The sequence below is a fragment of the Paucibacter sediminis genome (genome assembly GCF_030254645.1).
Lineage (GTDB): Bacteria > Pseudomonadota > Gammaproteobacteria > Burkholderiales > Burkholderiaceae_C > Paucibacter_B > Paucibacter_B sediminis.
This window is the reverse complement of the sequence record NZ_CP116346.1, coordinates 2,778,327-2,802,569: the sequence shown is the minus strand read 5'-3', so window position 1 is coordinate 2,802,569 and position 24,243 is coordinate 2,778,327. Positions and strand designations below refer to the sequence as shown.

The following is a 24,243-nucleotide window of genomic DNA, read 5'->3' as shown; positions in this document are numbered from 1 at the left end:
CGCATCCAGGGTCAGGTCTGAACGCACGGGGGTCTGAGGGTAAGCGAGGATCATGCAGGACCGTGGGCCCAATGCAATAATCAAACCAACTATAGATTTGAGGTTGATTATGCTCGACCGTGAAGGCTTCCGGCCCAACGTCGGCATCATCCTGCTCAACCACAGGAACGAAGTGTTCTGGGGTAAGCGCATCCGCACCCATTCCTGGCAGTTCCCGCAAGGGGGCATCAAGCATGGCGAAACGCCCGAGCAGGCGATGTTCAGAGAGCTCCATGAAGAGGTGGGGCTGAGGGCCGAGCATGTGCGCATCATTGCGCGCACACGCGACTGGCTGCGCTACGAAGTGCCCGAGCACTTCATACGGCGCGACGCGCGCGGACATTACCGCGGGCAAAAGCAGATCTGGTTTCTGCTGCAGTTGATGGGCCGCGACAGCGACATGAATCTGCGCGCCACCGACCACCCCGAGTTCGATGCCTGGCGCTGGAACGAGTACTGGGTTCCGCTGGAAGCGGTGATCGAGTTCAAGCGCGGCGTCTACCAGATGGCGCTGACCGAGCTGGCGCGCTTCCTGCCACGCATGAACCACCACAACCGCTACCTGCGCGCCGGCATGCGCCCGCAGCATCGCGGCGAAGGCGGGCGCGGGCCGCATGACGCTGCCGGTGAGCATGAGCAGCATGCCCCCGAGGACGCCGGCGAGACGCCCAAAGATCCGGCTTAGCGCAGCACCAGGTTGTCGCGGTGGATGAGTTCGGGCTCGGCCGCATAGCCGAGCACGCCCTCGATCTCGAACGAGGGCTTACGCGCAATCAGGCGCGCCTCGGCACTTGAATAGTTGGTGAGCCCACGCGCCAGCTCGGCGCCGCTGGCATCCCTCACGGCGATCACATCGCCGCGATGGAATTCGCCCTGCACCTCGTAGACGCCGATCGGCAAGAGGCTCTTGCCCTCGTCGCGCAGCTTGGCGGCAGCGCCAGCATCGACGAGCACGGCGCCGCGCATCTGCAGATGGTCAACCATCCATTGCTTGCGCGCCGCGAGCTTTTGCGTACTGGCCAGCAGCGCCGTGCCGATGGCTTCGCCCGCGGCCAGCCGCAACAGCACATCCGGCTCACGCCCCCAGGCGATCACGGTGTTGGCGCCACTGCCAGCGGCACGCTTGGCGGCCAGGATCTTGGTGATCATGCCGCCGCGGCCAATGCTGGAGCCGGCACCACCGGCCATCTGCTCCAGCTCGGGCGTGCCCGCAATCGCTTCATCGATGAAGCGCGCGGCTGGATCCTTGCGTGGATCGGCCGAGTACAGGCCGCGCTGATCGGTCAGGATCACCAGGGCATCGGCCTCCACCAGGTTGGCGACCAGCGCACCCAGGGTGTCGTTGTCGCCGAACTTGATTTCGTCGTTGACGACGGTGTCGTTCTCGTTGATGACCGGCAGCACACGGTGCTGCAGCAGCGTCAGCAGGGTGGAACGCGCATTCAGATAGCGTTCGCGATCGGCCAGGTCGGCATGCGTGAGCAGCACCTGGGCGCTGCCCATGCCCTGCTCGCGCAGCTTGCTCTCGTACATCTGCGCCAGGCCCATCTGGCCGACGGCCGCAGCCGCCTGCAGTTCATGCACTTCCTTGGGCCGCGTCACCCAGCCCAGGCGCTTCATGCCTTCGGCAATCGCACCGCTGGACACCATCACCAGCTCACGCCCCTGCGCCGCCAAGGCAGCGAGTTGACGGCACCAGTTGCCGATCGCCTCGGCATCGACGCCGCGCCCCTCGTTCGTCACCAGGCTGGAACCCACCTTGACGACGATGCGGCGCGCATTCTTCAGCGGCCCCTGGCTCATGCCTGCTCCTGCTCGCCGCCCTCCACAGGCGTGAAGCGCGGATCGACTTCCACATGCACGCGCTGGGCCTCGGCGACATGCTCATAGATCGCATGGATCAAGGGCTGGCAGCCTTCGCGCGTAAGGGCGGAGATTTCGAACACCGGGCCCTTCCACTTGTAGCGCTTGACGAAGTCCTTCACGCGCGCGGCACGCTCCTCTGCCGGCACCATGTCCAGCTTGTTGAGCACCAGCCAGCGCGGCTTGTCGTACAGGGCCTGGTCGTACTTCTTCAACTCGCCCACGATGGCCTTGGCCTCCGCCACCGGATCCACGGCCGGATCGAACGGCGCCAGGTCGACCACATGCAGCAGCAGTCGCGTGCGCTGCAGGTGGCGCAGGAATTGGTGACCCAGGCCGGCGCCTTCGGCGGCGCCCTCGATCAGCCCGGGGATATCGGCCACCACAAAACTCTTCTCGGGCGCGACACGCACGACGCCGAGGTTGGGGTGGAGGGTCGTGAACGGGTAGTCGGCAATCTTGGGCCGGGCGTTGGAGACCGCCGAGATCAGCGTCGACTTGCCGGCATTGGGCTGGCCCAGCAACCCCACATCAGCCAGCACGCGCAGCTCAAGCTTGAGCTTCTTGGCCTCGCCGGGCCAACCGGGCGTCTTCTGGCGCGGCGCGCGGTTCGTGCTGCTCTTGAAGTGCAGATTGCCAAAGCCACCGTCACCGCCCTTGGCGATGAGAATTTTCTCGCCCGGCTCCAGCAACTCGGCGATCACCGTATCGGTCTCAACATCCTTGATGATGGTACCCACCGGCATGCGCAGCACGATGTCGTCGGCCGCGGCGCCGTACTGATCGGAGCCTCGCCCTGCCTCGCCATTGCGCGCCTCGTGGCGGCGCGCGTAGCGGTAATCGATCAGGGTATTGAGGTTCAGGTCGCCAACGGCAAACACGCTGCCACCACGACCACCGTCGCCACCGTCCGGTCCGCCGAAGGGAATGAACTTCTCGCGGCGAAAGCTCGCACAGCCGGCACCACCATTGCCGGCCACAACATCGATAGTGGCTTCGTCTACGAACTTCATGTCAGATCCCTTGAGCCCGGGCGGGGCTATGGTAAGCCAGGCCCCTCAAGGAGCCCGACTCGATGCAGCCGTAGAAAAACAAAAGCCCCGGACTGAGCCGGGGCTGTTGCTGCACGGTGTGGCCGGCTGCTGCCACCCCACCGCGACCGCTGGTCCGAAAAACTTAGACCGGCGTGACGATGACCGTCGAACGGCTCTTTTCGCCCTTGATGGCGAACGAGACCTGACCGTCGATCAGCGCGAACAGCGTGTGGTCCTTGCCCATGCCGACGTTCGTGCCGGCGTGGAACTTGGTACCGCGCTGACGCACGATGATGGAACCTGCAGAGATAGTCTGGCCGCCATAGACCTTCACACCCAGCATCTTCGGTTTGGAATCGCGGCCGTTTCGTGTGGAACCGCCGCCCTTTTTCTGTGCCATGGATTAACTCCTTGAACTGTTGGCGAAAGCCGGATTAGCCATTCACCGCGCTGATTTCCAGCTCGGTATACGTTTGGCGATGGCCCTGGCTCTTCTTGTAGTGCTTGCGACGACGCAGCTTGAAGATGCGCACCTTGTCGTGCTTGCCCTGTGCCACAACAGTGGCTTTGACGCTTGCGCCAGCAACCAAGGGAGTGCCAACCTTGAGTTCAGCGCCGTTTCCGACAGCCAGAACCTGGTCGATCACAATCTCTTGGCCAACATCCGCAGCAATCTGTTCTACCTTGATCTTTTCGCCAGCAGCAACTTTGTATTGCTTGCCGCCGGTTTTTATGACCGCGTACATATCAGCCCTTTCAGTGAAACCACTCGCCGCCAATGATTGACGGCAAGCCTTGACTACGCCCATGACCTGAGCGCAGAGCCCGCGAGTGTAGCACAGGCGTTAACCCTGAATCAAGCGGCATTGCCGGCCTGTCTGAGGCGCGCCGCGCCGCGCGGCCGGAGCGAACTTGGGCCTCCCACGAGCTTCCTATAATGACCGCTTCGCCCCAAAGTGAGCTGAGAGTGCAAGACCTGTCTGCCTCGTCCCCTGTTGCTGAGGTTCTGGCCGCGCTGAACGCGGAAATGCGCGAGGTGGATGCCGTGATTGCGCGCCGCCTCACCTCCGATGTCGCCCTGATCAATCAGATTGCCGGCTACATCGTGCATGCTGGCGGCAAGCGCATGCGGCCAAAGCTGGTACTGCTATTCGCCAACGCGCTTGGCTATACCCAGCACGAGCGCTTTGAACTTGCCGCCGTGGTGGAGTTCATCCACACCGCGACCCTGCTGCACGACGACGTCGTCGACGAGTCGTCGTTGCGGCGCGGCAAGCAGACGGCCAACGCCCTGTTCGGCAATGCCGCCAGCGTGCTGGTGGGGGACTTCCTGTATTCGCGCGCCTTCCAGATGATGGTCTCGGCCAACAGCCTGCGCGTGCTGGAGGTACTCGCAGACGCGACCAATGTGATCGCCGAGGGCGAGGTCCTGCAGCTGATGAACATGCACGACCCGGACATCAGCGTCGAGAGTTATCTGCGCGTCATCCGCTTCAAGACCGCCAAGCTGTTCGAAGCAAGTGCGCGCCTGGGCGCCGTGCTGGCCAACAGCACGCCGGAGATCGAAGACGCTTGCGCCGGCTATGGCCGTGCACTCGGCACCGCCTTCCAGCTCATCGACGACGTGCTTGACTACGAGGGCGACACGCAAGCCCTGGGCAAGAACATCGGCGACGATCTGCGCGAGGGCAAGCCCACGCTGCCACTGCTGATCGCCATGAACCGCAGCAGTGCCGAGGAACGCGATCTGATACGTCACGCCATCGAACAGGGTGAGGTCGCACGCTTGGCCGACATCGTGGCCATCGTGCGACGCACGGGCGCCCTTGAAGCCACGCGCGACGCGGCGCGTGCCGAGGCAGCACTCGCGCAACAATGCTTAAATGCATTACCACTTAACAAATGGCGAGAAGCTCTGCTAGAATTCGCCGTTCAGTCAATCGACCGCTCGTTCTGAGCGATCAAGAAGACAGTGACGACACTCCGCAGCAGTGGATCAGTCGGAACAAATCGGGGTGTAGCTTAGCCTGGTAGAGCGCTACGTTCGGGACGTAGAGGCCGGAGGTTCGAATCCTCTCACCCCGACCAGGTCTTCTCAATTTCCATTCCCAGCCCTGGCGCCATGATGCAAATCAGCATCACTGGCAACGGCCGTGCGCGCATTCCGTGCGCTTACACACATTTCCACCGATTGCCCCCTTGCATGGTGGGTATACAGTGTGGCCATTGCTGAGTAAGCGCGCACCCGGTGCGCCTCTCGCCTCCGACTACCGAGCACAGCGAATCACGGCACGTGGATACAACCCTGGCTGACCCGCCCCATTCCGCCCTCTCGGGGGTGGCTCGCGTGTTGGTGCACGCGGGCAAGCTGCAGGCCAAGGCCGCAGAGGATCTGGTACGGCAATCCAAGGAGAAGAAGTCCAGCTTCGTGAGCGCCGTGATCGCGTCGGGCGCGATCTCCTCGGCTGACTTGGCGCATACGCTGGCGACGGCGCTGGCTGTGCCACTGATGGACTTGAATGCGGTAGATGCCCAGCGCCTGCCGCAGAACATCATCGACAACAAGCTGGCTCAGCAATACCAGGTTCTGGTGCTCGGCCGCCGCGGCAACCGCCTTTTCATCGGCGGTGCCGACCCGACCGAACCCGAAGTCGTCGAGCGCATCAAGTTCGCCACCCAGCTGTCGCCCGAATGGGTGATCGTCGAGTACGACAAGATCACCAAGATTCTGCAAGGCTCGGCGACCAGTGCCGCGGAGGCCCTGGAGAGCATTGCTGGCGGCGATTTCGACTTCGACATCGCCGAAGAGGAAGGCCCGACGCAACAAGAAGCGCAGGACATGGCCGACGTGGAGGACGCACCGGTGGTGCGCTTCCTACAGAAAATGCTGGTGGATGCCATCAATCTGCGCGCCTCGGACTTGCACTTCGAGCCCTATGAGTACCACTACCGGGTGCGGTTCCGCGTGGACGGTGAATTGCGCGAGATCACGCAGCCGCCCATTGCGATCAAGGACAAGCTGGCCTCGCGCATCAAGGTGCTGTCGAGGCTGGACATTGCCGAGCGCCGCGTGCCGCAAGACGGGCGCATGAAGCTGAAGTTCGGTGCCAAGGCGATCGACTTCCGCATCAGCACGCTGCCCACCTTGTTCGGCGAGAAGATCGTGATCCGGATTCTGGATCCGTCCTCGGCCAAGTTGGGCATCGAGGCGCTGGGCTACGAGAAGATCGAGAAGGAGCGGCTGCTGGCCTGCATCTCGCGCCCCTATGGCATGGTGCTGGTCACCGGCCCGACGGGTTCGGGCAAGACGGTCTCGCTCTACACCTGCCTGAACATCCTGAACCAGCCGGGCGTGAACATCTCGACGGTCGAGGATCCTGCCGAAATCAACCTGCCCGGCATCAACCAGGTGAACGTGAACGACAAGGCCGGACTGACCTTCGCAGCAGCGCTAAAGTCCTTCCTGCGCCAGGATCCCGACATCATCATGGTGGGCGAGATCCGCGATCTTGAGACCGCCGACATTGCCATCAAGGCGGCGCAAACGGGCCATATGGTGATGTCCACCCTGCACACCAACGACGCGCCGACCACGCTCACGCGCTTGCTCAATATGGGTGTGGCCCCCTTCAACATCGCCTCCAGCGTGCTGCTCATCACCGCACAGCGCCTGGCCAGGCGCTTGTGCGAGAACTGCAAGACCTTGGCGGAGTTCCCGCGCGAGGCGCTGCTGCGTGCCGGCTTCGCCGAGACCGATCTGGATGGCAGCTGGAAGCCCTATCGCGCGGTCGGCTGCTCGAGTTGCAACAACGGCTACCGCGGCCGCGTCGGCCTCTACCAGGTGATGCCCATCACCGAGGCCATCCAGCGCATCATCCTCTCGGAAGGCACCTCCATGGACATCGCCGTGCAGGCGCAATCCGAGGGCGTGCGCGACCTGCGCCAGTCCGGCCTCGTAAAGGTACGCGCCGGCGTCACGACGCTCGAAGAGGTGCTGGCGGCAACCAATGAATAAGGGCCCATCGGGCCCCGACAACAACTGTGGGTGCAATCCCAGGAGGTGTTATGGCGACCAATTCCAGCGCCAAGCCGGCCAATGAGGCCATCTACGAGTGGGAAGGCAAGGACAGGAACGGCAAGGTCGTGCGCGGTGAGTTGCGCGCCGGCGGCGAAGCCATGGTCAGCGCCACCCTGCGTCGCCAAGGCATTCTGGTCAGCAAGGTCAAGAAGCGCCGCACCGCGGGCGGCACCAATATCAAACAAAGGGATATTGCCGTGTTCACGCGCCAACTCGCCACCATGATGCGCGCTGGCGTGCCACTGCTGCAGTCTTTCGAGATCGTGGCGCGCGGCAGCCCCAACCCCAAGCTGACGCGCTTGCTCACCGATATCAAGCAGGACGTGGAAACGGGGACTAGCCTGTCCGCCTCGTTTCGCAAGCACCCGATGTACTTCGACGCCCTGTACTGCAATTTGGTGGAAGCGGGCGAAACCGGCGGCATCCTGGAAGCCCTGCTCGATCGCCTGGCGATTTACCAGGAAAAGACCGTCGCGCTGAAGAACAAGATCAAGTCCGCGTTGACCTATCCCGTGGCGGTCATGATCGTGGCGTTTGTGGTCACCGCAGTGATCATGATTTTCGTGGTGCCCTCGTTCAAGGACGTCTTCACATCCTTCGGGGCCGATCTGCCCGCGCCCACCTTGATGGTGATCGCGATGTCGGAGTTCTTCGTCAGCTACTGGTGGGCCATATTCGGCGGTCTGGGTGGCGGTATCTACTTCTTCATCCAGTCCTGGAAGCGCTCCGAGAAGATGCAGAAGACCATGGATCGCCTCTTGCTCAAGATCCCCGTGTTTGGCGATCTGCTTTACAAGTCAGCCGTCGCGCGTTGGACGCGCACGTTGGCAACCATGTTTGCCGCCGGCGTTCCACTGGTCGAAGCACTGGATTCGGTGGGCGGGGCCTCGGGCAACGCCGTATTTGCCGAGGCCACGGAAAAAATTCAGCGTGACGTCTCCACCGGCTCGGCGCTCACCACCTCGATGCAGACCACCGGGATCTTCCCGAGCATGGTGTTGCAAATGGCCGCCATCGGCGAGGAGTCCGGCTCGCTGGACCATATGCTGAGCAAGGCGGCGGAGTTCTACGAGGATGAGGTGGACGAGGCCGTGAAGGCGCTCTCCAGCCTGATGGAGCCATTTATCATCGTGTTTCTCGGCACGATCATTGGCGGCATCGTGGTCGCGATGTATCTGCCCATCTTCAAGCTGGGTCAGGTGGTCTGAGGAATGGCGACGACAACCGAACTCCAATGGCTGCTGTCACCCTGGGTCCTGGGCGTGCTGGGCCTGTGCATCGGCAGCTTTCTCAACGTCGTGGTGCACCGCCTGCCCCGCATGATGGAGCGCCAATGGCTCACTGACGCGGCCGCCCAATTGAGCGATGAGGAGGTGCTGCTGCAGGGCGCGCAACTGGGCAAGGCCGAAGCCGGCGCACTGGCCAAGGCCAGCGCAGCGCTGGCCACCAAGCTTGAGCAGCTCCCCGCACTGGGCATCGCCATGCCGCGCTCGCGCTGCCCTCACTGCGGGCACCAGCTCAAGTGGCACGAGAACATCCCGCTATTGGGTTACGCCATGCTGCGTGGGCGCTGCTCGGCCTGCCTGGCGCCGATCTCGGCGCGCTACCCCTTCATCGAGCTGCTTACCGGGCTGATGTTTGCCGGACTGTCGTGGCATTTTGGCCCTGAGCCCAGCACACTGCTCTGGTGCGCCTTCGCTGCCGCACTGCTGGCACTGGCAGCGATCGACTGGGACACCACCCTGCTGCCCGATGCCATCAACCAGCCCCTGCTCTGGGCTGGCCTGCTGGTGGCCTTGCTGGGCTGGACCATTCCCCTGCAGGCCGCGCTGACCGGCGCCCTAGTGGGTTATCTGTCGCTCTGGTCGGTCTACTGGCTGTTCAAGCTCACCACCGGCAAGGAGGGCATGGGCTACGGAGACTTCAAGCTGCTGGCAGCGCTGGGCGCCTGGCTAGGCTGGCAGATGATCCTGCCCATCGTGCTGGGGGCGTCGGTGATCGGCGCAGTGGTCGGCATTGCCATGAAGCTGAATGCCAAGCTGCGCGAGGGCCGCTATGTACCCTTCGGCCCCTTCCTCGCGGGCGCCGGCCTGGTGGTGCTGTTCGCCGGCCAGGCACGCGTGCTGGGGTGGCTGGGCTGGGCCTGATGGGCGGGCGCGCGTTGCGCATCGGCCTGACCGGTGGCATCGGCAGCGGCAAGAGCACGGTGGCGAGCGCCTGGGCCGAGGCGGGCGCCGACGTCATCGACACCGATGCCATCTCGCGCGCCTTGACAGCGGCGGGCGGTGCCGCCATGCCGGCCATCGTGCAGGCCTTCGGCACCCAAGCGGCCGGCCCGGGCGGCGCACTCGACCGTAACCACATGCGCGCTCTGGCCTTCCGGGATGAGCAAGCCAAACGCCGGCTCGAAGCCATCCTCCACCCCATGATCAGCGCCGAGACCACGCGCCGGGCCGAGGCCAGCGCGGCTGAGTTGCTGGTCTTCGACGTGCCGCTGCTGGTCGAGTCGGGCCGCTGGCGGTCACGCGTGCAGCGCGTGCTGGTGGTGGATTGCGAGGAGCAAACGCAGGTCGAGCGCGTCATGCAGCGCTCGGGCTGGCAGCGCGAGGCGGTGCTGGCTGTGATCGCGCAACAGGCCAGCCGCGCCGCCCGCCGTGCCGTCGCCGACGCGGTGCTCTACAACGACGGCATCAGCGCGGAAGCGCTGCGTGCGCATGTGCAGAGCCTCGCCGCGCATTGGCGCCGGGGCTAGCCCCTAGCGTTTTCTTGGGGCTCGCGCGCCTGGCTGTGAAACAATCGCCCCATCAGGCCAAGAGGCGCAATGGGTGCCTCTTGCCACAACGCTGATCGACGAGGAATGGCCGCCTTGGTCTTATACGAATACCCGTTCAACGAAAGCATCCGCACGATGCTGCGTCTGGAACATCTGTTCGATCGCCTGGGGCAGTTGATCTCGCGCGAAACGGCACTGGACCATCACTTCGCCCTGGTCACCATCTTCGAGATCATGGACGTGGCCTCGCGCGCCGACCTGAAGTCCGACCTGCTCAAGGAATTGGAGCGGCACAAGGCCCAGCTCAACGGCTACCGCGGCAACCCGGCGATCGCTGAAAGCGTGCTCGACGAGGTGATCGCCCGCATCGACCGCGCCTTCGCCAATCTGAACCAGCTCTCCGGCAAGGCCGGCCATGCCCTCACCACCAACGAGTGGCTGATGAGCATACGCAGCCGCATCAGCATCCCCGGCGGCACCTGCGAGTTCGATCTGCCGGCCTACTACACCTGGCAGCAGTTCCTGCCGGCGCGTCGCCGCAACGATCTGATGCAATGGACGCAGTCCCTGATGCCGCTGGCCGAGGCCCTGCAGGTGCTGCTGGGCCTGCTGCGCGATTCCGGTGCCCCGCACAAGGTGGCGGCGCAAGCCGGCCAGTTCCAGCAAAGCCTGCCCCAGGGGCGCAGCTACCACCTGCTACGCATGCGCCTCGACCCCAGCCTGGGCCTGATCCCCGAGATCAGCGGCCACCGCCTGATGATCTCGATCCGGCTGATGCGTCAGGACGAGGAGGGCCGCCTCAAGCTCGCCCAGCAGGATGCCAGCTTCGAGCTGACCCTGTGCGCCTGAGGAGCAGCGTGATGGAACCGAAGAGCGACAAGCCGCGCATCGTGCCCTGCCCCAGCTGCGGCGGCGACAGCGTCTTTGCGCCCAGCAACCGCTGGCGCCCCTTCTGCAGCGAGCGCTGCCGCGAGCATGACCTGGGTGCCTGGGCCAGCGAATCCTTCCGCGTGCAGGCGGCGCCGCCCACCGAGGATCAGGACCTGCCTCACTAGCCCGGGGGCTAGAGCAGCTTCAGCGCGCGCAGCTCCGGTCGCAGCGCCTCGGCATTGCTGAACAACAGCGCCTGCCAGCCGCGCGCCTTCGCGGCCGTGATGTTGGCGGGGTGATCGTCCAGGAACAGCAGGCTCTGCGGCGCCACGCCGAAGCGTTGCTCGGCGATGCGGTAGATTTCCTCGCGCGGCTTGGAATGCTTCACCCGCCCCGAGAACACGCCGCCCTCGAACCACTGCCTCAGCGGATGCGCGCGTTCCAGGTGCTCGGCATAGGGCTCGGGCATGTTGGAGAGATAGAAAAGCCGATGACCGGCGGCCTTGAGTTCCTGGATCAGCGCCACCGTGCCGGGCAAGGCCTGCAATTCATCGGGCACCGCCGCCACCACCGCGGCCACCTCGGCCTCGGGCCAGCCGGTGCGCGCCGCAATGCGCCGCACCACCGTCGGCGCATCGATCAGCCCCTGATCGAAGGCGCCCCAGTCGCCGCCGTAGTTCTCGAAGAAGGCCGCTGCAGTGGCCTCGGCAGCGGCCAGGTCGGGCACGCGATGCGGCCAGACGCGCGCCAGGAAGCTGGGCGGGTGCCAGCGGAACACCACACCGCCAAAGTCGAACACGATGTTCATGCGCGCAACTTCTGCAGCAGCCCCGCGGTCGAGGCATCCAGGCCCGCCACATCACCGCTGCCCAGGCGCGGCAACAGGCTGCTGCACAGGGCCTTGCCCAACTCGACGCCCCATTGGTCGAAGCTGTTGATGCCCCACAGCGCGCCGCTCACGAACACGCGGTGCTCGTAGAGCGCGATCAGCGCACCCAGCGAACGCGGGTTGAGTGTCTCCAGCAGCAAGGTGGTGCTGGGCCGGTTGCCCGGGAAGCTGCGATGGCGCGCCACCGTCAGCACGCCGAGTGACTTGGACGCCGTGGGCGCGCGCTCGTGCAGCGCCTCCTCGACCGACTTGCCCTGCATCAGCGCCTGCGACTGCGCCAGGCAGTTGGCCAGCAGCTTGACATGCTGGTCGGCCAGACGCTCGGCCAGCTCGCCCGTCACCTGCGGGCCATGCGTGGGCGTCTTCACCGCGATGAACTCGACCGGGATGACGTCCGTGCCCTGGTGCAGCATCTGGAAGTAGGCATGCTGGCCATTGGTGCCGGCCTCGCCCCAGACCACCGGGCTGGTGCCATAGGGCAAGGCCTGACCCTCGCGGTCCACGCCCTTGCCGTTGCTCTCCATCTCGAGCTGCTGCAGATAGGCGGGCAGGCGCTTCAGGCCCTGGTGATAAGGCGCCACGCTGCGGCTCGTGAAACCATGGAAGTTGCGATACCAGATGTCGAGCAGGCCCAGCAGCGCCGGCAGGTTCTGGCGCAGCGGCGCGGCACGGAAATGCTCATCCATGGCCCAGGCGCCGGCCAGCAGGGCGCGGAAATGCTCGGCGCCGATGGCGATCGCAATCGGCAGACCGATCACCGACCACAGCGAGTAGCGCCCGCCCACCCAGTCCCAGAACCCGAAGGTGGTGTGGATGCCGAACTCGGCCGCCGCCGCGGTATTGCTGCTGGTGGCCACGAAATGGCGGCCGACATCGCTGCCGCCGGCGGCCAGGAACCAGGCCTTGGCCGCCAGCGCATTCGCCAGCGTCTCCTGGGTCGTGAAGGTCTTGGAGGCGATCACGAACAGGGTGCGCGCAGGATCCAGCTCGCGCAGCACCGGGGCCAGGTCATGCCCGTCCACATTGGAAACGAAGTGCAGGCGCAGGCCAGGCTTGGCAAAGGCCTGCAGGGCCTGCACCACCATGGCGGGGCCGAGGTCGCTGCCGCCGATGCCGATGTGCACCACGTCGCGGATGCCGCTGTCCGCGGCGCGCACGCTTTCCGCAAAGGCCAGCATGCGCGCCAGCGAGGCCTGCACCTCGTCGCTGAAGGGTGCCGCGCCGGCGGGCGCGCGCAGCGCCGTGTGCAGCACGGCACGCCCCTCGGTGTGGTTGATGGGCTCGCCCTTGAACATCGCCTCGCGTTGTGCGCCCAGCTGGCAGCCCTCGGCCAGTTGCACGAGCAGGTCCAGGGTGGCCGCCTCGATGCGGTTCTTGGACAGGTCGGCAAACACCTCGGGCGCCTGCAGGGACCACTGCGCAAACCGCTCCGGCTCAGCGGCAAAGGCCGCGCGCAGATCGAATTGCGCGCCGCTGCGCCGGTAGTGGTCTTGCAGAGCCGCCCAGGCCGGGCTCTGGTCACAACGCGGATAGGACATCAGAGGCTTTCTATGAGCTGATCCAGCTTGCCGGCATCGATGGCAAACAGGCGGATGCCCTCGGCCAGCTTCTCGGTGGCCATGGCATCCTGGTTGAGGGCGTAGCGGAATCCCGCTTCGTCGTAGGAGACTTTGGGCAGCTCGGCACTGCGCGCGGCATCGGCGTTGAGCGCGCGCGTCAGCGGCGCCTCGCTGGCCTGCAACTGGGCCAGCAGGTCGGGGCTGATGGTGAGCAGATCGCAACCCGCCAGCGCCTGGATCTGGCCGATATTGCGGAAGCTGGCGCCCATCACCTCGGTGGCGACACCATGCTTCTTGTAATAGGCAAAGATCTGCGCCACAGATTGCACGCCGGGATCGTTCGCCCCGGCCTTGGCGGCCTCGTCCCAGGCGCTGCCGGCGCTCTTCTTGTACCAGTCGTAGATGCGGCCGACAAAGGGCGAGATCAGCTGCACGCCGGCCTCACCGCAGGCCACCGCCTGGCAGAAGGCGAACAGCAGGGTCAGGTTGCAATGGATGCCTTCCCGCTCCAGCGCGCGCGCCGCCTGGATGCCCTCCCAGGTGGAGGCGATCTTGATGAGCACCCGCTCGCGGCCGATGCCGGCGGCCTCGTAGAGCTTGATGAGGCGATGCGCACGCGCAATCGTGGCCGCGGTGTCGAAGCTCAGGCGGGCATCGACCTCGGTCGACACGCGGCCCGGCACCACCTTCAGGATCTCGAGGCCGAAGCGCACCAACACCTGGTCCACGATGGCGTCCAGCGGCTCGCCGCGATGTGCCGCCACGGTGTCTTTCAGCAGAGGCGCGTAGTCGGGCGAGAGCACGGCCTTGAGGATGAGCGAGGGATTGGTGGTCGCGTCGCGCGGCGTGAACTGCGCCAGCTGCAGGAAGTTGCCGGTGTCGGCCACCACCGTCGTAAAGCGCTTGAGTTGTTCCAGCTGATTCGTCATGGGGAAAGCCCTTGGTTTGTCCAGGCCCGTATTAGAACCGCTCTCGCTGGGAGCGAGGTTACAGCGGCCGCCATCGGTGCCAACCCCTCCGCTCATGGGAGCATTGCCTTGCAGGCCGCACCGGATTGACCTGAACAAGAAACTCGTGCATCATAAATCCAGAAACTTTGTTACATCAAGTCCGCCGGGCAAAAGCCCAGGGCAGCAACACAGGCAGCACGCGCATGTCCTTCGATCTCGTTTTCTTTGGCGGTACCGGCGACCTCACCTGGCGCAAGCTGATGCCGGCGCTGTTCCAGGCCTTCCGTCATGGCAAGCTGCCCGAGGGCGGCCGCATCCTGGCGGTGGCGCGCGACGAGATGCCCGACGCGCGTTACCGCGAATGGCTGAAGGAGCGCTTCCGCGAGGTCGAGGGGCCCAAGCGCCCCAGTGACGAGGAGTTCGAGAAGTTCGCCGCCCTGGTGCACTACCGGCGCATGGATCTCTCGCAGCCCGCGCATTACCAGCACCTGAAGGACTGGCTGGCCGAACGCCAGGCCGACACCGTGGTGATGTACCTGGCCACCAGCCCGCATCTGTTCACGCAGATCTGCGAGCAGCTCGGCGCCGCCGGCCTCAACGAGCCGCGCGTGCGCGTGGTGCTGGAAAAACCGCTGGGGCATGACCTCGCCAGTGCTCAGCAGATCAACCGCGTGGTGCGCTCGGTGTTCGCCGAAAGCCAGGCCTTCCGCATCGACCATTACCTCGGCAAGCCCTCGGTGCAGAACCTGATGGCGCTGCGCTTCGGCAATGCCTTGTTCGAACCGCTCTGGCACCGCGAGAGCATTGCCAATATCCAGATCACGCTGGCCGAGTCGCTGGGCGTGGGCACGCGCGGCCCCTTCTACGATGGCACCGGCGCGCTGCGCGACATGATCCAGAACCATGCGCTGCAGCTGCTCACCATGATCGCCATGGAGCCCCCCTCCACGGCCGACGCCGACGCGATCCGCGACGAGAAGCTCAAGGTGCTGCGCTCGCTCAAGCCCTTCACGCCCGAGACGGTGGCGCGCGACGTGGTGCGCGGCCAGTACCGCGCCGGCACGGTGGACGGCAAGGCCGTGGTGGGCTATCTGGACGAGGGCAAGATCTCGGCCGACAGCGCCTGCGAGACCTTTGTGGCCCTGCGCACCGAGGTGCAGAACTGGCGCTGGGCCGGCGTGCCCTTTTACCTGCGCACCGGCAAACGCCTGGCGGCGCGCGACGCGCAGATCGTCGTCAACTTCCGTCCGGTGCCGCATCCCATCTTCCCGGGCTCGAATCGTGCCAACCGCCTGGTGATCAAGCTGCAACCCGAAGACGGGCTGGAGCTGCAGTTGCTGGCGGCCAAGGGCGGTGCGCATGGCGAGGCGCTTTCGCCGGTCTCGCTGGACCTGGATTTCGACAAGGCCTTCGCCGCGAACCGCGTCGGCGCCTACGAACGCCTGCTGCTCGATGCCATCGCCGGCCGCCTGAACCTGTTCGTGCGCAGCGACGAGCAGGAGCAGGCCTGGCGCTGGGTCGAGCCCATCCTGGATGCCTGGAAGCAGGACCCGGCCAGCCTGCGCACCTATGGCGCCGGCAGCTGGGGGCCACCCGCCGCCAGCGCCCTGGTGGCACGCGACGGCTTTGCCTGGGCCGAAGAGCAATGAGCATGCTGGAACGTGTCAAGGCGGCCCTGCCCGCCCTCCCCCCCGCCGAGCAGCGCGTGGCCAAGCTGCTGCTGAGCGATCCGCGCGCCTTTGCGAATCTGCCGGTCAGCGAACTGGCGGATCGCTCGCATGTCAGCAAGCCCACCGTGGTGCGCTTCTGCCGCAGCGTCGGCTATGACGGCCTGGCGGACTTCAAGCTCAAGCTGGCCGGCAGCGTCAACGAGGGCGTGCCCTTTGTGCATCGCGCGGTGGACGAGGACGACAAACCCGGTGATCTGATCGTCAAGGTGGTGGACAACGCCGTCGCCGCCCTGCTGCACTACCGCAACGACGCCGCCAGCCATGCCTTCGAGCGCGCCATCGCGGCGCTTTCCGAGGCCGGCCGCCATGGCAAGCGCATTGAGTTCTATGGCGTCGGCAACTCGGGCATCGTGGCCCAGGACGCCCAGCACAAATTCTTCCGCCTGGGCGTGCACACCATCGCCTGCAGTGACGGCCATGTGCAGCTGATGAGCGCCACCATGCTGGGGCCGGGCGATTGCGCCGTGGTGATCAGCAACTCGGGGCGCAGCCGCGATCTGCTGGACGCGGCCGAGATCGCGCGCAAGAAGGGCGCCACCACCATCATCATCACGGCCAGCGGCTCACCGCTGGCGCAGATCGGGCAGGCGCCGGGTCAGGTCTTGCTGGCGGTGGACCACCCCGAGGACTACGACCGCTACAGCCCCATGGTTTCGCGCCTGCTGCACCTGATCGCGGTGGACATCCTCACCACCGGCGTGGCGCTGCGCCTGGGCCAGAACCTGCGCCCCATGCTGCAGGAGATCAAGCGCAATCTGCGCAGCAAGCGCTATGCCGCGTAACTACACCGCATAACTGCATCGCGTAACGACGCCGTGTAGCGTCCCTCAGGCAGCGGCCGGGGCCTCATCGGCCCACAGCAGGCTGGCCACGCCGTAGACGCGCGCCAGCTCGCGCAGCTTGGTCGGCGCTTCGCTCAGCTCCAGGCTCAGCCCCTGCTGTTGCAGCTGGCGCATGGCGCTCAACAAAAGAGTCAGCACCGCCGAGTCGAAATCGTGCAGGCCGGCCAGGTTCAGGCGCACCGCGCTGCCCGCCCCCTGGCGCACCTGCGCCTGTTCGGCGCGCAGCGCCGTCTCCAGTTCACGCCAGACATCGGGCAGCTCTTGCAGGCGCACGCGCGCCGGCAGTTTCAGCATGGTGTCCGGCATGGCTCAGGTCTTGGCAGGCGCAGGCGACGCCGCCTTGGCGTTGCGATCGGCCAGGGCCTTGATCAGCCCGTCGATGCCGTTGGCGCCGATCTCCTGCGCGAAGCTGTTGCGGTACTGGTCGGCCAGCCAGATGCCCAGCACATTCACGTCATAGATCTGCCAGCCCTTGGGCGTCTTCTCCAGGCGGTAGTCCAGCTGGATCGGATCGCCCTTGCCGCGGATCTCGGTGCGCACCACCACCTCGGCATCGTCCGCGCCGGCGCGCAGCGGCTTGAGTGCCACCGATTGATCCTTCACCTGCGTCAGCGCGCCGGCATAGGTACGCACCAGCAGGGTCTTGAACTCGTCCTGCAGGCGTTTCTGCTGGTCGGGCGTGGCCTGGCGCCAGAAGCGCCCCACCGCCGATGCGGTCATGCGCTGGAAGTTCACATGCGGCATCACCTTGGTGTCCACCAGGGTGATCACCTTCTGCACATCGCCGCCCTGGATGGCCTTGTCGGCCTTGACGGTCTCGATGGTCTCCAGCGAGAGCTGGCGGATCAGCAGATCGGGCGCGCTGTTGTCGACGGCCTGCGCCAGCAGCGGCACGGCCATGCCCAGGCTCAACAGGGCACGCAGCAGCAGTCGTTTCGTGATGGTCATTTCTCGGTTCCCTTTGCGGTTCAGCAGGCGACGCCCTGCTCAACGCAGCGGCGGCCTGTTTGGTTCACTTGTCGGCCTGCGGATTCACCGGCGCCGGCTCGGGCGCCAGCACCTCGTAGGCATCGTCGTCCTCGAAGCTGCCGCGGCGCTGCAGGTAGGCGTCGCGGATGAAGGTGTATTTGTCGAGCGCAATGCCGTCCAGCATCTCGCCGGCACGCAGGAAGTTCGAACGTGCATTGATGGTCTGGATGCTGTAGATGGCGACCTTGCTGCGGCCCTCCTGGAACAGATAGGCCGGCGAGGCCACCTTGTCCAGCGGGAAGGCCAGCGAGTCACGCACCGAGGAAGGTCCAAGCAGGGGCCAGACGATGTAGGCACCGGTGCCAAAACCCCAGCGCCCGAAGGTCTTGCCCAGGTCTTCGGTATTGCGCTCGAGGCCGGTCTCGCCGGCGATGTCGATCAGGCCCCCGATGCCCAGGGTCGAATTGACCGCCACGCGCATGGTCTGCTGCACGCCGGCCTTGAACCGCCCCTGCAGCATCAGGTTCACCGCCGACCAGGCGTCGGAGATATTGCCGAAGAAGTTGTCCACAGCCAGGCGCGCCGGCGCAGGCACCAGCTCGCTGTAGGCGGTGGCCACCGGCTTGAGCACATGGGCGTCCAGGCTCTCGTTGAAGCTGAAGACCTTGCGGTTCCAGCTCTCCCAGGGGTCCAGGCGTTGCCCCTGCGGCCCCTTGCCGCGCAGCGTGGCGCAGCCCGACAGGCTCACCGCGAGCAGCAGCAGGGCCATGCCCAGCACGCGGCGCCAGGCGCCGCCCGAGCCCAATGCCGCAGCGCTCATGGCTTGGCTCCGGCCGTGCCGCTGTCGGCGGCCTTGTTGTAGAGGAACTGGCCGATCAGGTTCTCCAGCACCACGGCGGACTGGGTCTGCTTGATGACGTCGCCGGCCGCCAGCACCTTCTCGTCGGCACCGGGCTCCAGGCCCACGTACTGGTCGCCCAGCAGGCCGGCGGTCAGGATCTTGGCCGACGAATCCTTGGGGAACTGGTAGGCGCGCTGCACCTCCATGCGCACCACGCCCAGATAGGTCTTGGCGTCGAGCTCGATGGCGGTCACGCGCCCCACTGTCACGCCCGCCGAGCGCACCGGCGCGCGCACCTTCAGGCCACCGATATTGTCGAAACGGGCCTGCACCATATAGGTGTCACCACCACTCACGCTGCCCAGGTTGGCCGCCTTCAGGGCCAGGAACACCAGCCCCAGCATGCCCAGCAGCACAAACAGACCGACCATGGTCTCGATACCTTTTTTACCCATTCCCAAATACTCCCTTGCGCGACGCCGTGCTCACGGCGTCGAAAACATCAATGCGGTGAGGATGAAGTCCATGCCCAGGATCCAGAGCGAGGAGATCACCACCGTGCGTGTGGTGGCATAAGCAACCCCCTCGGGGGTGGCCTCGGTTTCATGCCCCTGGTAGAGCGCCACATAGGTGCAGATCGCCCCGAACACGGTGGCCTTCACCAGCCCATTGCCCACGTCACGCCAGACATCCACCTGCGTCTGCATGATGGACCAGAAGTTGCCTGCGTCCACACCGATCAGCAGCACCGCCACCACATAGGCGCCCAGGATGCCAATGGCCGAAAACAGGATGGCGAGTATGGGCATGGACAGGATGCCGCCGATCAGGCGCGGCGCCAGCACGCGCTCCTTGGTGTCGATGGCCATCAGCTCCATGGCGGCGAGCTGCTCGCCCGCCTTCATCAGGCCGATCTCCGCGGTCAGCGAGGTGCCTGCGCGGCCGGCAAACAGCAGCCCCGTCACCACCGGCCCCAGCTCGCGCACCAGGGCCAGGTTGACGATCAGGCCCAGGCTCTCGGCCGCACCATAGGTCACCAGCGCGTAATACATCTGCAGCGCCAGCACGAAGCCCACGGCCAGGCCGGAGGCCATGATGATGACGAGCGAGCGGTTGCCGATCGCATGCACCTGCGCCACCACCAGCCACAGGCGCCGCAACGCGGCGGGCAGGGAGGCCAGCAACTCGGCCAGGAAGAAGGCCGCGTGGCCCCAGCCGCGGAACTGCTCCAGCGCGATGGCACCGAGCCGGGCCAGCCAGTTCACAGCCATCATGCGGCGCTCCCGAAATCGACGGCGATGTCCGGCGCCGGGTAGTGGAACTTCACCGGGCCATCGGGCTCGCCGCGCACGAACTGGCGCGTCTCCGGGTCGGTGGAGGCCATCAACTCGGCCGGCGTGCCATGCGCGACGATGCGCCCGCCGGTGGCCAGCAGCACCACGTAGTCGCTGATGGCCATGCACTCCGGCACGTCGTGGCTGACCACCAGCGAGGTGCAGCCGGTCACGTCGTTGAGGGTGCGAATCAGCTTGGCGGTCACGCCCATGCTGATCAGGTCCAGCCCGGCGAAGGGCTCGTCATACATGATGAGATCGGGATCGAGCACGATCGCGCGCGCCAGCGCCACGCGCCGCGCCATGCCGCCGGATACCTCCGAGATCTTCAGGCCGGCGGCGCCGCGCAGGCCCACCGCGTTGAGCTTCATCAGCACCAGATCGCGGATCATGGGCTCGGCCAGGCGCGTGTGCTCGCGCAAGGGGAACGCGACGTTCTCGAACACCGACAGGTCGGTGAACAGGGCGCCGAACTGGAACAACATGCCCAGCCGCCGGCGCAAGCGAAACAGCTGCGCCTTGTCGCGCACATTGATGAGTTCGCCGTCAAACAGCGCGCTGCCGCTGTTGGCGGCATGCACGCCGCCGATCAAGCGCATCAGCGTCGTCTTGCCACAGCCCGAGCCGCCCAGGATGGCCGTGACCTTGCCGCGCGGGAACTTGAGCGACAGATTGGAGAGGATCAGCCGGCTGGCGTCATAGCCAAAGCTGACGTCGCGCAACTCGATCAGCGGTTCTTCCGGGCCTGGCGTCTGGGAGGGGAAAGGGGGCATGAGCCTCTGGGCGCGGGCCTGCCCCGCATGCAAAAGGGCACATCATAGGGGAAACACCAAGTTGATGTGGAACGGCCGCCTTACGGCGGCCGTCGTGCGCTCAGCCTTGGTCAGCGCGGAGTGAGTTCACGCCACGTCGTCTTGTTGGCCTTCTGCAGGAACTTCATATTGGACGGCACCTTTTTGTTCTCCAAGCGCTGATTGGAGCGCTGGACCAGCACACCCCGCGAGGTGCGCGAGAAGCCCACGATCATCGAATCCGGCATCTTGATGCCAACAGAACCTGCGATGTTCGAACCGTTGGCGATGTTCAGGTAGTAAAGCCAAGAGTAGCCATTGCCGGTATTGCACGAGGCCACGCTCTGCGGCACGTTGGAACCGGCGAGCAGAGTGCTTCCACTCAGTTGCATATTGACGTTGATGCGCTCGCCGGCATCTGGCAGGTCCACAAACCACCCGGTCGACAGGCTCCAGTCCACTGGCTTGGCACTCGCCTTGCGCAAGGAACCGTCCGTGATCAGGTCCTGCTTGACGATAGGCGTGTTGCGCAGGTTGCCAAGGCCGGTTCCCGCCAGGCTCTCCTTGAAGCCGTAAATGCTCTGCTGTGCCTTGTCCGTCACGTCGCTCAGGCCCAGCAGGCGGCCGGTTCCTACAAACACCGCGGCCGTCAGAAAGCCCTTCTGGTCGATCACGCCAACTTCGGGAGCGGTGGTGATCGGCTGAGGGTTGCCGTCCGCGTCGGCCAGCTTGGCGAGCAGGAGTGCGCCGTTCTTGGGCTCCAGCAAGCCATCGATATCGAAGCGCCAGACATTGCCCAGCAGATCGCCCGCGTAGTAGCGCGCCGCCGTGTAGTCATTGGGCTGGTCCACCCAAGCCCGGATCGGGCCAAGGCCACTGGGGCTGCTGGGCGTGCCCGCCGTGGTGGCAATGGTGGTCACGTTCTTGCCGCTGGAGATGTCGTTGATGACAAACATGCGCCCGACACCGTCGGCATTGTTGTAGCCCGATGGCAGCACCGCCACCCACGATCCATTGGTCCGCTTGGCCAGGGTCGGGCGTGCAAAGGTGTAGCCCAGATTGGGATCCGTGAACTCCCATAGCAACTTGGGTTCGGTCGGTTTCGTCACATCCATCGCCACATAGCTCTTGCCGCCAGCGCCCAGCCCGAAAATCAGCAGGGTTTTCCAAGAGCCGTCGAAAACATCGGCCGCCACTGCCGGGGCGTCGACGAAGAATCGGTGATTGGAGTGATAGGCGGTGTCTGCCAGGCGGTACAGATTGCTGCGCACGGCGGTCGGCACAAAGGCCCAGAGCTCTTCGCCGGTCTTGGCATTGAACGCGTGCATCATGCCGTCGTTGGCGCCGGCGTACACCACCGGCGCGCGATCCGCCTGAGCCTTCTTGTAAGCGTCATAGCCCGGGTCGATGAAGGAGGCCGCCGGCCCGCCGACAAAGAGCGGCCCGGACCCAACGATGTCGCCCAGCTTCGCTTCACGCACGCGGTAGACGGAGACGTCGCCGCCACGCAGGAAATTCACCATATTGGCGCCGTTGTCGGCCGCCGTCTTGTCGGCCGCACTCAGGCCTGCGCACTGGGAAAGCAGGTTGCACTTGCCACTGAAGTCAGCCTGCTCAGCGGCCGTCATGGTCGCGAAGTCAAGCGGCTGCAAGCTGCCGGATCGGTTGATGTAGATGTTGCGGCTGCCGACCCGATTCTTCAGCATGGTCGCCGCGCTCCATTCCGCCAGGTCCTTGTTCGCGGCATCGACGATCAACGGATCCCCAGTCCCGGGATCAAGCCGATAGGCGCGCAAGTCACCGATCCAGAGTTCGGAGGTGAATTGCGCGATGAAAACCTGGTTGTTGCCCGCCACCGGACGCAATGTGCTGGTGGCGGCAGCGGCACCCGAGGCACTGACCGCCTCGATCTTCTTGAGCGCCGTGGTGATGCCCAGACCCACCTGTGCCGGGTCCGCGGCATTGAAGTACACGCCGCGCGCATTCACCGCCGCGTGCCAGAGATCGTCCACATGCGCAGCGCTCGTTGCCGTCGTGGCCGCCACCGGGGTCGGCCAGCGCTTGCCGCCATTCTTGAGCGCCGCAAAGTCACCGGTGATCTGGTTTTCGTAATTGGGGTCGTATGTCAGCGTGCCGTTCTGGCCCAGGCTAAGCGTAAACAGGGTCAGGTGTTGCCAGTTGGCGGCATCCTTGCCCGCCACGGGCACGTTGTTTTCACAAACATCCACGCCCGGCAGGGCACCTGAGCAATTGTTCAGGTTGTTCTTGTCGCGCAGATCGGTGCTGTAGAAATACATGGCCACATCGGCCAGCGAGTTCGAGGAGCCCAGGTTGGTGGCGCCGTCCGATGCGTCGCGCATTTCCTTTGGCAGACTGGCGCTGCCATCCTGCTGGCCGACCTCCTTGTCAAACAGGTCATAAGGCCCATAGAGCGGCGCACTGGTGGACTCGCTGCCGGTGTTCCAGCCACCATCGGTGGCCAGAATGGCAAAGTTGCGCTGGCAGGAATATTGAATCGGATCGTCGGTCTGACCCGAGGCCTTGTGCGCGAAATAACGCCCGGCATTGGAGACCGCGCCGCGCAGAGGCGTGCTGCCACCGGTGCTGGCCCCGTCCAGGTAGTCGTAGAAGTCCTTCTTGTGCGTGGCATCGAAGTCCTTCACCGGCAAGAAGGCATTCGCCGCCGGCTTGGCGGACTGGTAGGAAATCTTGGTGTAGCCCACCCGGAAGTTGTCGTCGATATCCTTGAAGGCCTGGCTCACCACCGTCTTCATCATCTGTATGCGGGTCCGGTAGTAGGTATACCAGTTGGCGTAGTTCTGCTGTTTGTCGGCAGCGAGCGAGCTCACCAAGGTAGGCGTGAAGGCCCCAAAGCCATCCACCCCACCCAGGCCGGAAGCGCATTCCTTGTAGTACGGCGTGGTCTTGATCGGCGTACCGGCAGCGTCGTAGGTGTAGCCCAGCGGAGGCTGCGCGCCCTTGTAGGCGTAGTAGATGTACATGGAGGGCACGCCGACTCCCACGATGGCGGAAGGCAGACTGCTCGTGGCGGTCGACAACGCGACGTTCACGCTCATCGTGGCCTGCGTCTTCGCGGCATTGATGCCGCCCCAGGAGGTCACCGAGCCAACCATGAATTTGGAGGTGTCGGTGGAGCTGTAAATGGTGACCACGCTGCCAACGCTGTAGTTGCTGGTCTTCAGGTTGTTGCCATTCACCAGAAAGCTCAAGGCGCCGGAACTGACCACGGGCTGGCTGGCCGCGGCCAGATAGCGTGCACTGGAGGCCACCGTGCCGGCGTCCGGCTTGGTGCTCAGAAAGGCCGTGCTTGCGTTCGCGACCGGTGCGCCTGTAGAAGTCAGGCGCAAGCTGTAGGTCGTCGCCGGGTTGTAGGCCAGGCCATTGCACTGCGACGACTGGTAGCCGTACTGGTTCTGGCTATAGGCCGTCGCAGCCTCGGGCAAGGAGTCGTCGCTCATCGAGCCAGAGTCATCCAGGATGAACAACACGTTCGGCTTGACCGGCGTGCCCGATGCCGTGATCAAGGGATTCTGCGAGATGTCCGTGGTGGCCGCGGCCAGTCGGGCACAGTACAGCACGGTCATGCCAAGCACGAGGCCCGCACGCAGACGCGACTGATTAGGGTGACTAGGGTGCGCCATCGTGAGGCCTCCGTTGCTT

24 protein-coding genes and 1 tRNA gene are annotated in these 24,243 nt (G+C 65.2%); 11 read left to right on the top strand and 14 right to left on the bottom strand.

All coding sequences use genetic code 11. The features are described 5' to 3' along the window. Window positions 1-109: 109 nt before the first annotated feature. Window positions 110-724, top strand: coding sequence for an RNA pyrophosphohydrolase (locus tag PFX98_RS13005; RefSeq protein ID WP_285230927.1), 615 nt, complete (start codon window positions 110-112; stop codon window positions 722-724). On the opposite strand, the gene proB is transcribed toward PFX98_RS13005, so the two are convergent. From proB to rplU, 4 genes are all read right to left on the bottom strand, one after another. Continuing rightward, window positions 721-1,842 (bottom strand): glutamate 5-kinase, encoded by a 1,122-nt coding sequence (gene proB, locus PFX98_RS13000; protein WP_285230926.1) that lies wholly within the window; start codon window positions 1,840-1,842, stop codon window positions 721-723. The genes PFX98_RS13005 and proB overlap by 4 nt on opposite strands. Then, window positions 1,839-2,915, bottom strand: a complete 1,077-nt coding sequence (gene obgE, locus PFX98_RS12995) for a GTPase ObgE (protein WP_285230925.1) — start codon at window positions 2,913-2,915, stop codon at window positions 1,839-1,841. The genes proB and obgE overlap by 4 nt, the downstream gene beginning before the upstream one ends. 163 nt (window positions 2,916-3,078) lie before the next feature. After that, window positions 3,079-3,336: a 50S ribosomal protein L27 gene (rpmA, locus tag PFX98_RS12990; RefSeq protein ID WP_285230924.1), complete on the bottom strand. Its 258-nt coding sequence runs from the start codon at window positions 3,334-3,336 to the stop codon at window positions 3,079-3,081. A 34-nt stretch (window positions 3,337-3,370) separates the two neighbouring features. Then, window positions 3,371-3,682 (bottom strand): 50S ribosomal protein L21, encoded by a 312-nt coding sequence (gene rplU, locus PFX98_RS12985; protein ID WP_195797624.1) that lies wholly within the window; start codon window positions 3,680-3,682, stop codon window positions 3,371-3,373. Window positions 3,683-3,963: 281 nt separating this feature from the next. Here rplU and PFX98_RS12980 point away from each other — a divergent pair, with 281 nt between their 5' ends. The 8 genes from PFX98_RS12980 to PFX98_RS12945 all read left to right on the top strand — a co-directional run bounded on the left by PFX98_RS12980 (window position 3,964) and on the right by PFX98_RS12945 (window position 10,842). Beyond that, window positions 3,964-4,893: a polyprenyl synthetase family protein gene (locus tag PFX98_RS12980; RefSeq protein ID WP_285235587.1), complete on the top strand. Its 930-nt coding sequence runs from the start codon at window positions 3,964-3,966 to the stop codon at window positions 4,891-4,893. A 54-nt stretch (window positions 4,894-4,947) separates the two neighbouring features. After that, window positions 4,948-5,024, top strand: a tRNA-Pro gene (locus PFX98_RS12975). Between the two features lie 259 nt (window positions 5,025-5,283). Further along, on the top strand, window positions 5,284-6,951 hold the full coding sequence (pilB, locus tag PFX98_RS12970; RefSeq protein WP_425334600.1) for a type IV-A pilus assembly ATPase PilB: 1,668 nt from the start codon (window positions 5,284-5,286) through the stop codon (window positions 6,949-6,951). A gap of 50 nt (window positions 6,952-7,001) precedes the next feature. Next, the gene (locus PFX98_RS12965; protein WP_285230922.1) at window positions 7,002-8,222 is read left to right on the top strand and encodes a type II secretion system F family protein; all 1,221 of its coding nucleotides are present in this window, start codon (window positions 7,002-7,004) and stop codon (window positions 8,220-8,222) included. A 3-nt stretch (window positions 8,223-8,225) separates the two neighbouring features. Further along, a complete protein-coding gene (locus tag PFX98_RS12960; RefSeq protein WP_285230921.1) occupies window positions 8,226-9,161 on the top strand; it encodes a prepilin peptidase in 936 nt (311 codons plus the stop codon). Further along, a complete protein-coding gene (coaE, locus tag PFX98_RS12955) occupies window positions 9,161-9,766 on the top strand; it encodes a dephospho-CoA kinase (protein WP_285230920.1) in 606 nt (201 codons plus the stop codon). Before PFX98_RS12960 ends, coaE begins: the two co-directional genes overlap by 1 nt. A 114-nt stretch (window positions 9,767-9,880) precedes the next feature. Beyond that, a complete protein-coding gene (gene zapD / locus PFX98_RS12950) occupies window positions 9,881-10,636 on the top strand; it encodes a cell division protein ZapD (RefSeq protein ID WP_285230919.1) in 756 nt (251 codons plus the stop codon). Window positions 10,637-10,647: 11 nt separating this feature from the next. Continuing rightward, window positions 10,648-10,842 (top strand): DNA gyrase inhibitor YacG, encoded by a 195-nt coding sequence (locus PFX98_RS12945; RefSeq protein ID WP_285230918.1) that lies wholly within the window; start codon window positions 10,648-10,650, stop codon window positions 10,840-10,842. An 8-nt stretch (window positions 10,843-10,850) separates the two neighbouring features. On the opposite strand, the gene PFX98_RS12940 is transcribed toward PFX98_RS12945, so the two are convergent. From PFX98_RS12940 to tal, 3 genes are read right to left on the bottom strand one after another with little or no spacing between them, the layout of a single operon-like run. Next, the gene (locus tag PFX98_RS12940) at window positions 10,851-11,465 is read right to left on the bottom strand and encodes an HAD family hydrolase (RefSeq protein ID WP_285230917.1); all 615 of its coding nucleotides are present in this window, start codon (window positions 11,463-11,465) and stop codon (window positions 10,851-10,853) included. Beyond that, entirely contained in the window at window positions 11,462-13,084 is a 1,623-nt protein-coding gene (pgi, locus tag PFX98_RS12935) for a glucose-6-phosphate isomerase (protein WP_285230916.1), read from the bottom strand. Before pgi ends, PFX98_RS12940 begins: the two co-directional genes overlap by 4 nt. After that, window positions 13,084-14,034, bottom strand: a complete 951-nt coding sequence (gene tal, locus PFX98_RS12930; protein WP_285230915.1) for a transaldolase — start codon at window positions 14,032-14,034, stop codon at window positions 13,084-13,086. The genes pgi and tal overlap by 1 nt, the downstream gene beginning before the upstream one ends. Before the next feature lie 224 nt (window positions 14,035-14,258). Here tal and zwf point away from each other — a divergent pair, with 224 nt between their 5' ends. After that, window positions 14,259-15,704, top strand: coding sequence for a glucose-6-phosphate dehydrogenase (gene zwf, locus PFX98_RS12925; protein WP_285230914.1), 1,446 nt, complete (start codon window positions 14,259-14,261; stop codon window positions 15,702-15,704). A 2-nt stretch (window positions 15,705-15,706) separates the two neighbouring features. Continuing rightward, window positions 15,707-16,567 carry a MurR/RpiR family transcriptional regulator gene (locus PFX98_RS12920; protein ID WP_285230913.1) on the top strand — a complete coding sequence of 287 codons (861 nt, stop codon included), beginning with the start codon at window positions 15,707-15,709 and terminating at the stop codon, window positions 16,565-16,567. Window positions 16,568-16,612: 45 nt separating this feature from the next. Here PFX98_RS12920 and PFX98_RS12915 read toward each other — a convergent pair whose 3' ends face one another. From PFX98_RS12915 to PFX98_RS12885, 7 genes are all read right to left on the bottom strand, one after another. Beyond that, window positions 16,613-16,933, bottom strand: coding sequence for an STAS domain-containing protein (locus tag PFX98_RS12915; RefSeq protein WP_285230912.1), 321 nt, complete (start codon window positions 16,931-16,933; stop codon window positions 16,613-16,615). 3 nt (window positions 16,934-16,936) lie between these two features. Then, window positions 16,937-17,575 carry an MlaC/ttg2D family ABC transporter substrate-binding protein gene (locus tag PFX98_RS12910; protein ID WP_285230911.1) on the bottom strand — a complete coding sequence of 213 codons (639 nt, stop codon included), beginning with the start codon at window positions 17,573-17,575 and terminating at the stop codon, window positions 16,937-16,939. Between the two features lie 64 nt (window positions 17,576-17,639). Continuing rightward, the gene (locus PFX98_RS12905; protein ID WP_285230910.1) at window positions 17,640-18,416 is read right to left on the bottom strand and encodes an MlaA family lipoprotein; all 777 of its coding nucleotides are present in this window, start codon (window positions 18,414-18,416) and stop codon (window positions 17,640-17,642) included. Continuing rightward, window positions 18,413-18,892 carry an outer membrane lipid asymmetry maintenance protein MlaD gene (mlaD, locus tag PFX98_RS12900; RefSeq protein ID WP_285230909.1) on the bottom strand — a complete coding sequence of 160 codons (480 nt, stop codon included), beginning with the start codon at window positions 18,890-18,892 and terminating at the stop codon, window positions 18,413-18,415. Before mlaD ends, PFX98_RS12905 begins: the two co-directional genes overlap by 4 nt. 30 nt (window positions 18,893-18,922) lie before the next feature. Beyond that, the gene (gene mlaE, locus PFX98_RS12895; RefSeq protein ID WP_425334599.1) at window positions 18,923-19,711 is read right to left on the bottom strand and encodes a lipid asymmetry maintenance ABC transporter permease subunit MlaE; all 789 of its coding nucleotides are present in this window, start codon (window positions 19,709-19,711) and stop codon (window positions 18,923-18,925) included. Continuing rightward, window positions 19,708-20,544: an ABC transporter ATP-binding protein gene (locus PFX98_RS12890; protein ID WP_285230908.1), complete on the bottom strand. Its 837-nt coding sequence runs from the start codon at window positions 20,542-20,544 to the stop codon at window positions 19,708-19,710. The genes mlaE and PFX98_RS12890 overlap by 4 nt, the downstream gene beginning before the upstream one ends. A 110-nt stretch (window positions 20,545-20,654) precedes the next feature. Beyond that, a complete protein-coding gene (locus PFX98_RS12885; RefSeq protein ID WP_285230907.1) occupies window positions 20,655-24,167 on the bottom strand; it encodes a pilus assembly protein in 3,513 nt (1,170 codons plus the stop codon). Between the last annotated feature and the right edge of the window lie 76 nt (window positions 24,168-24,243).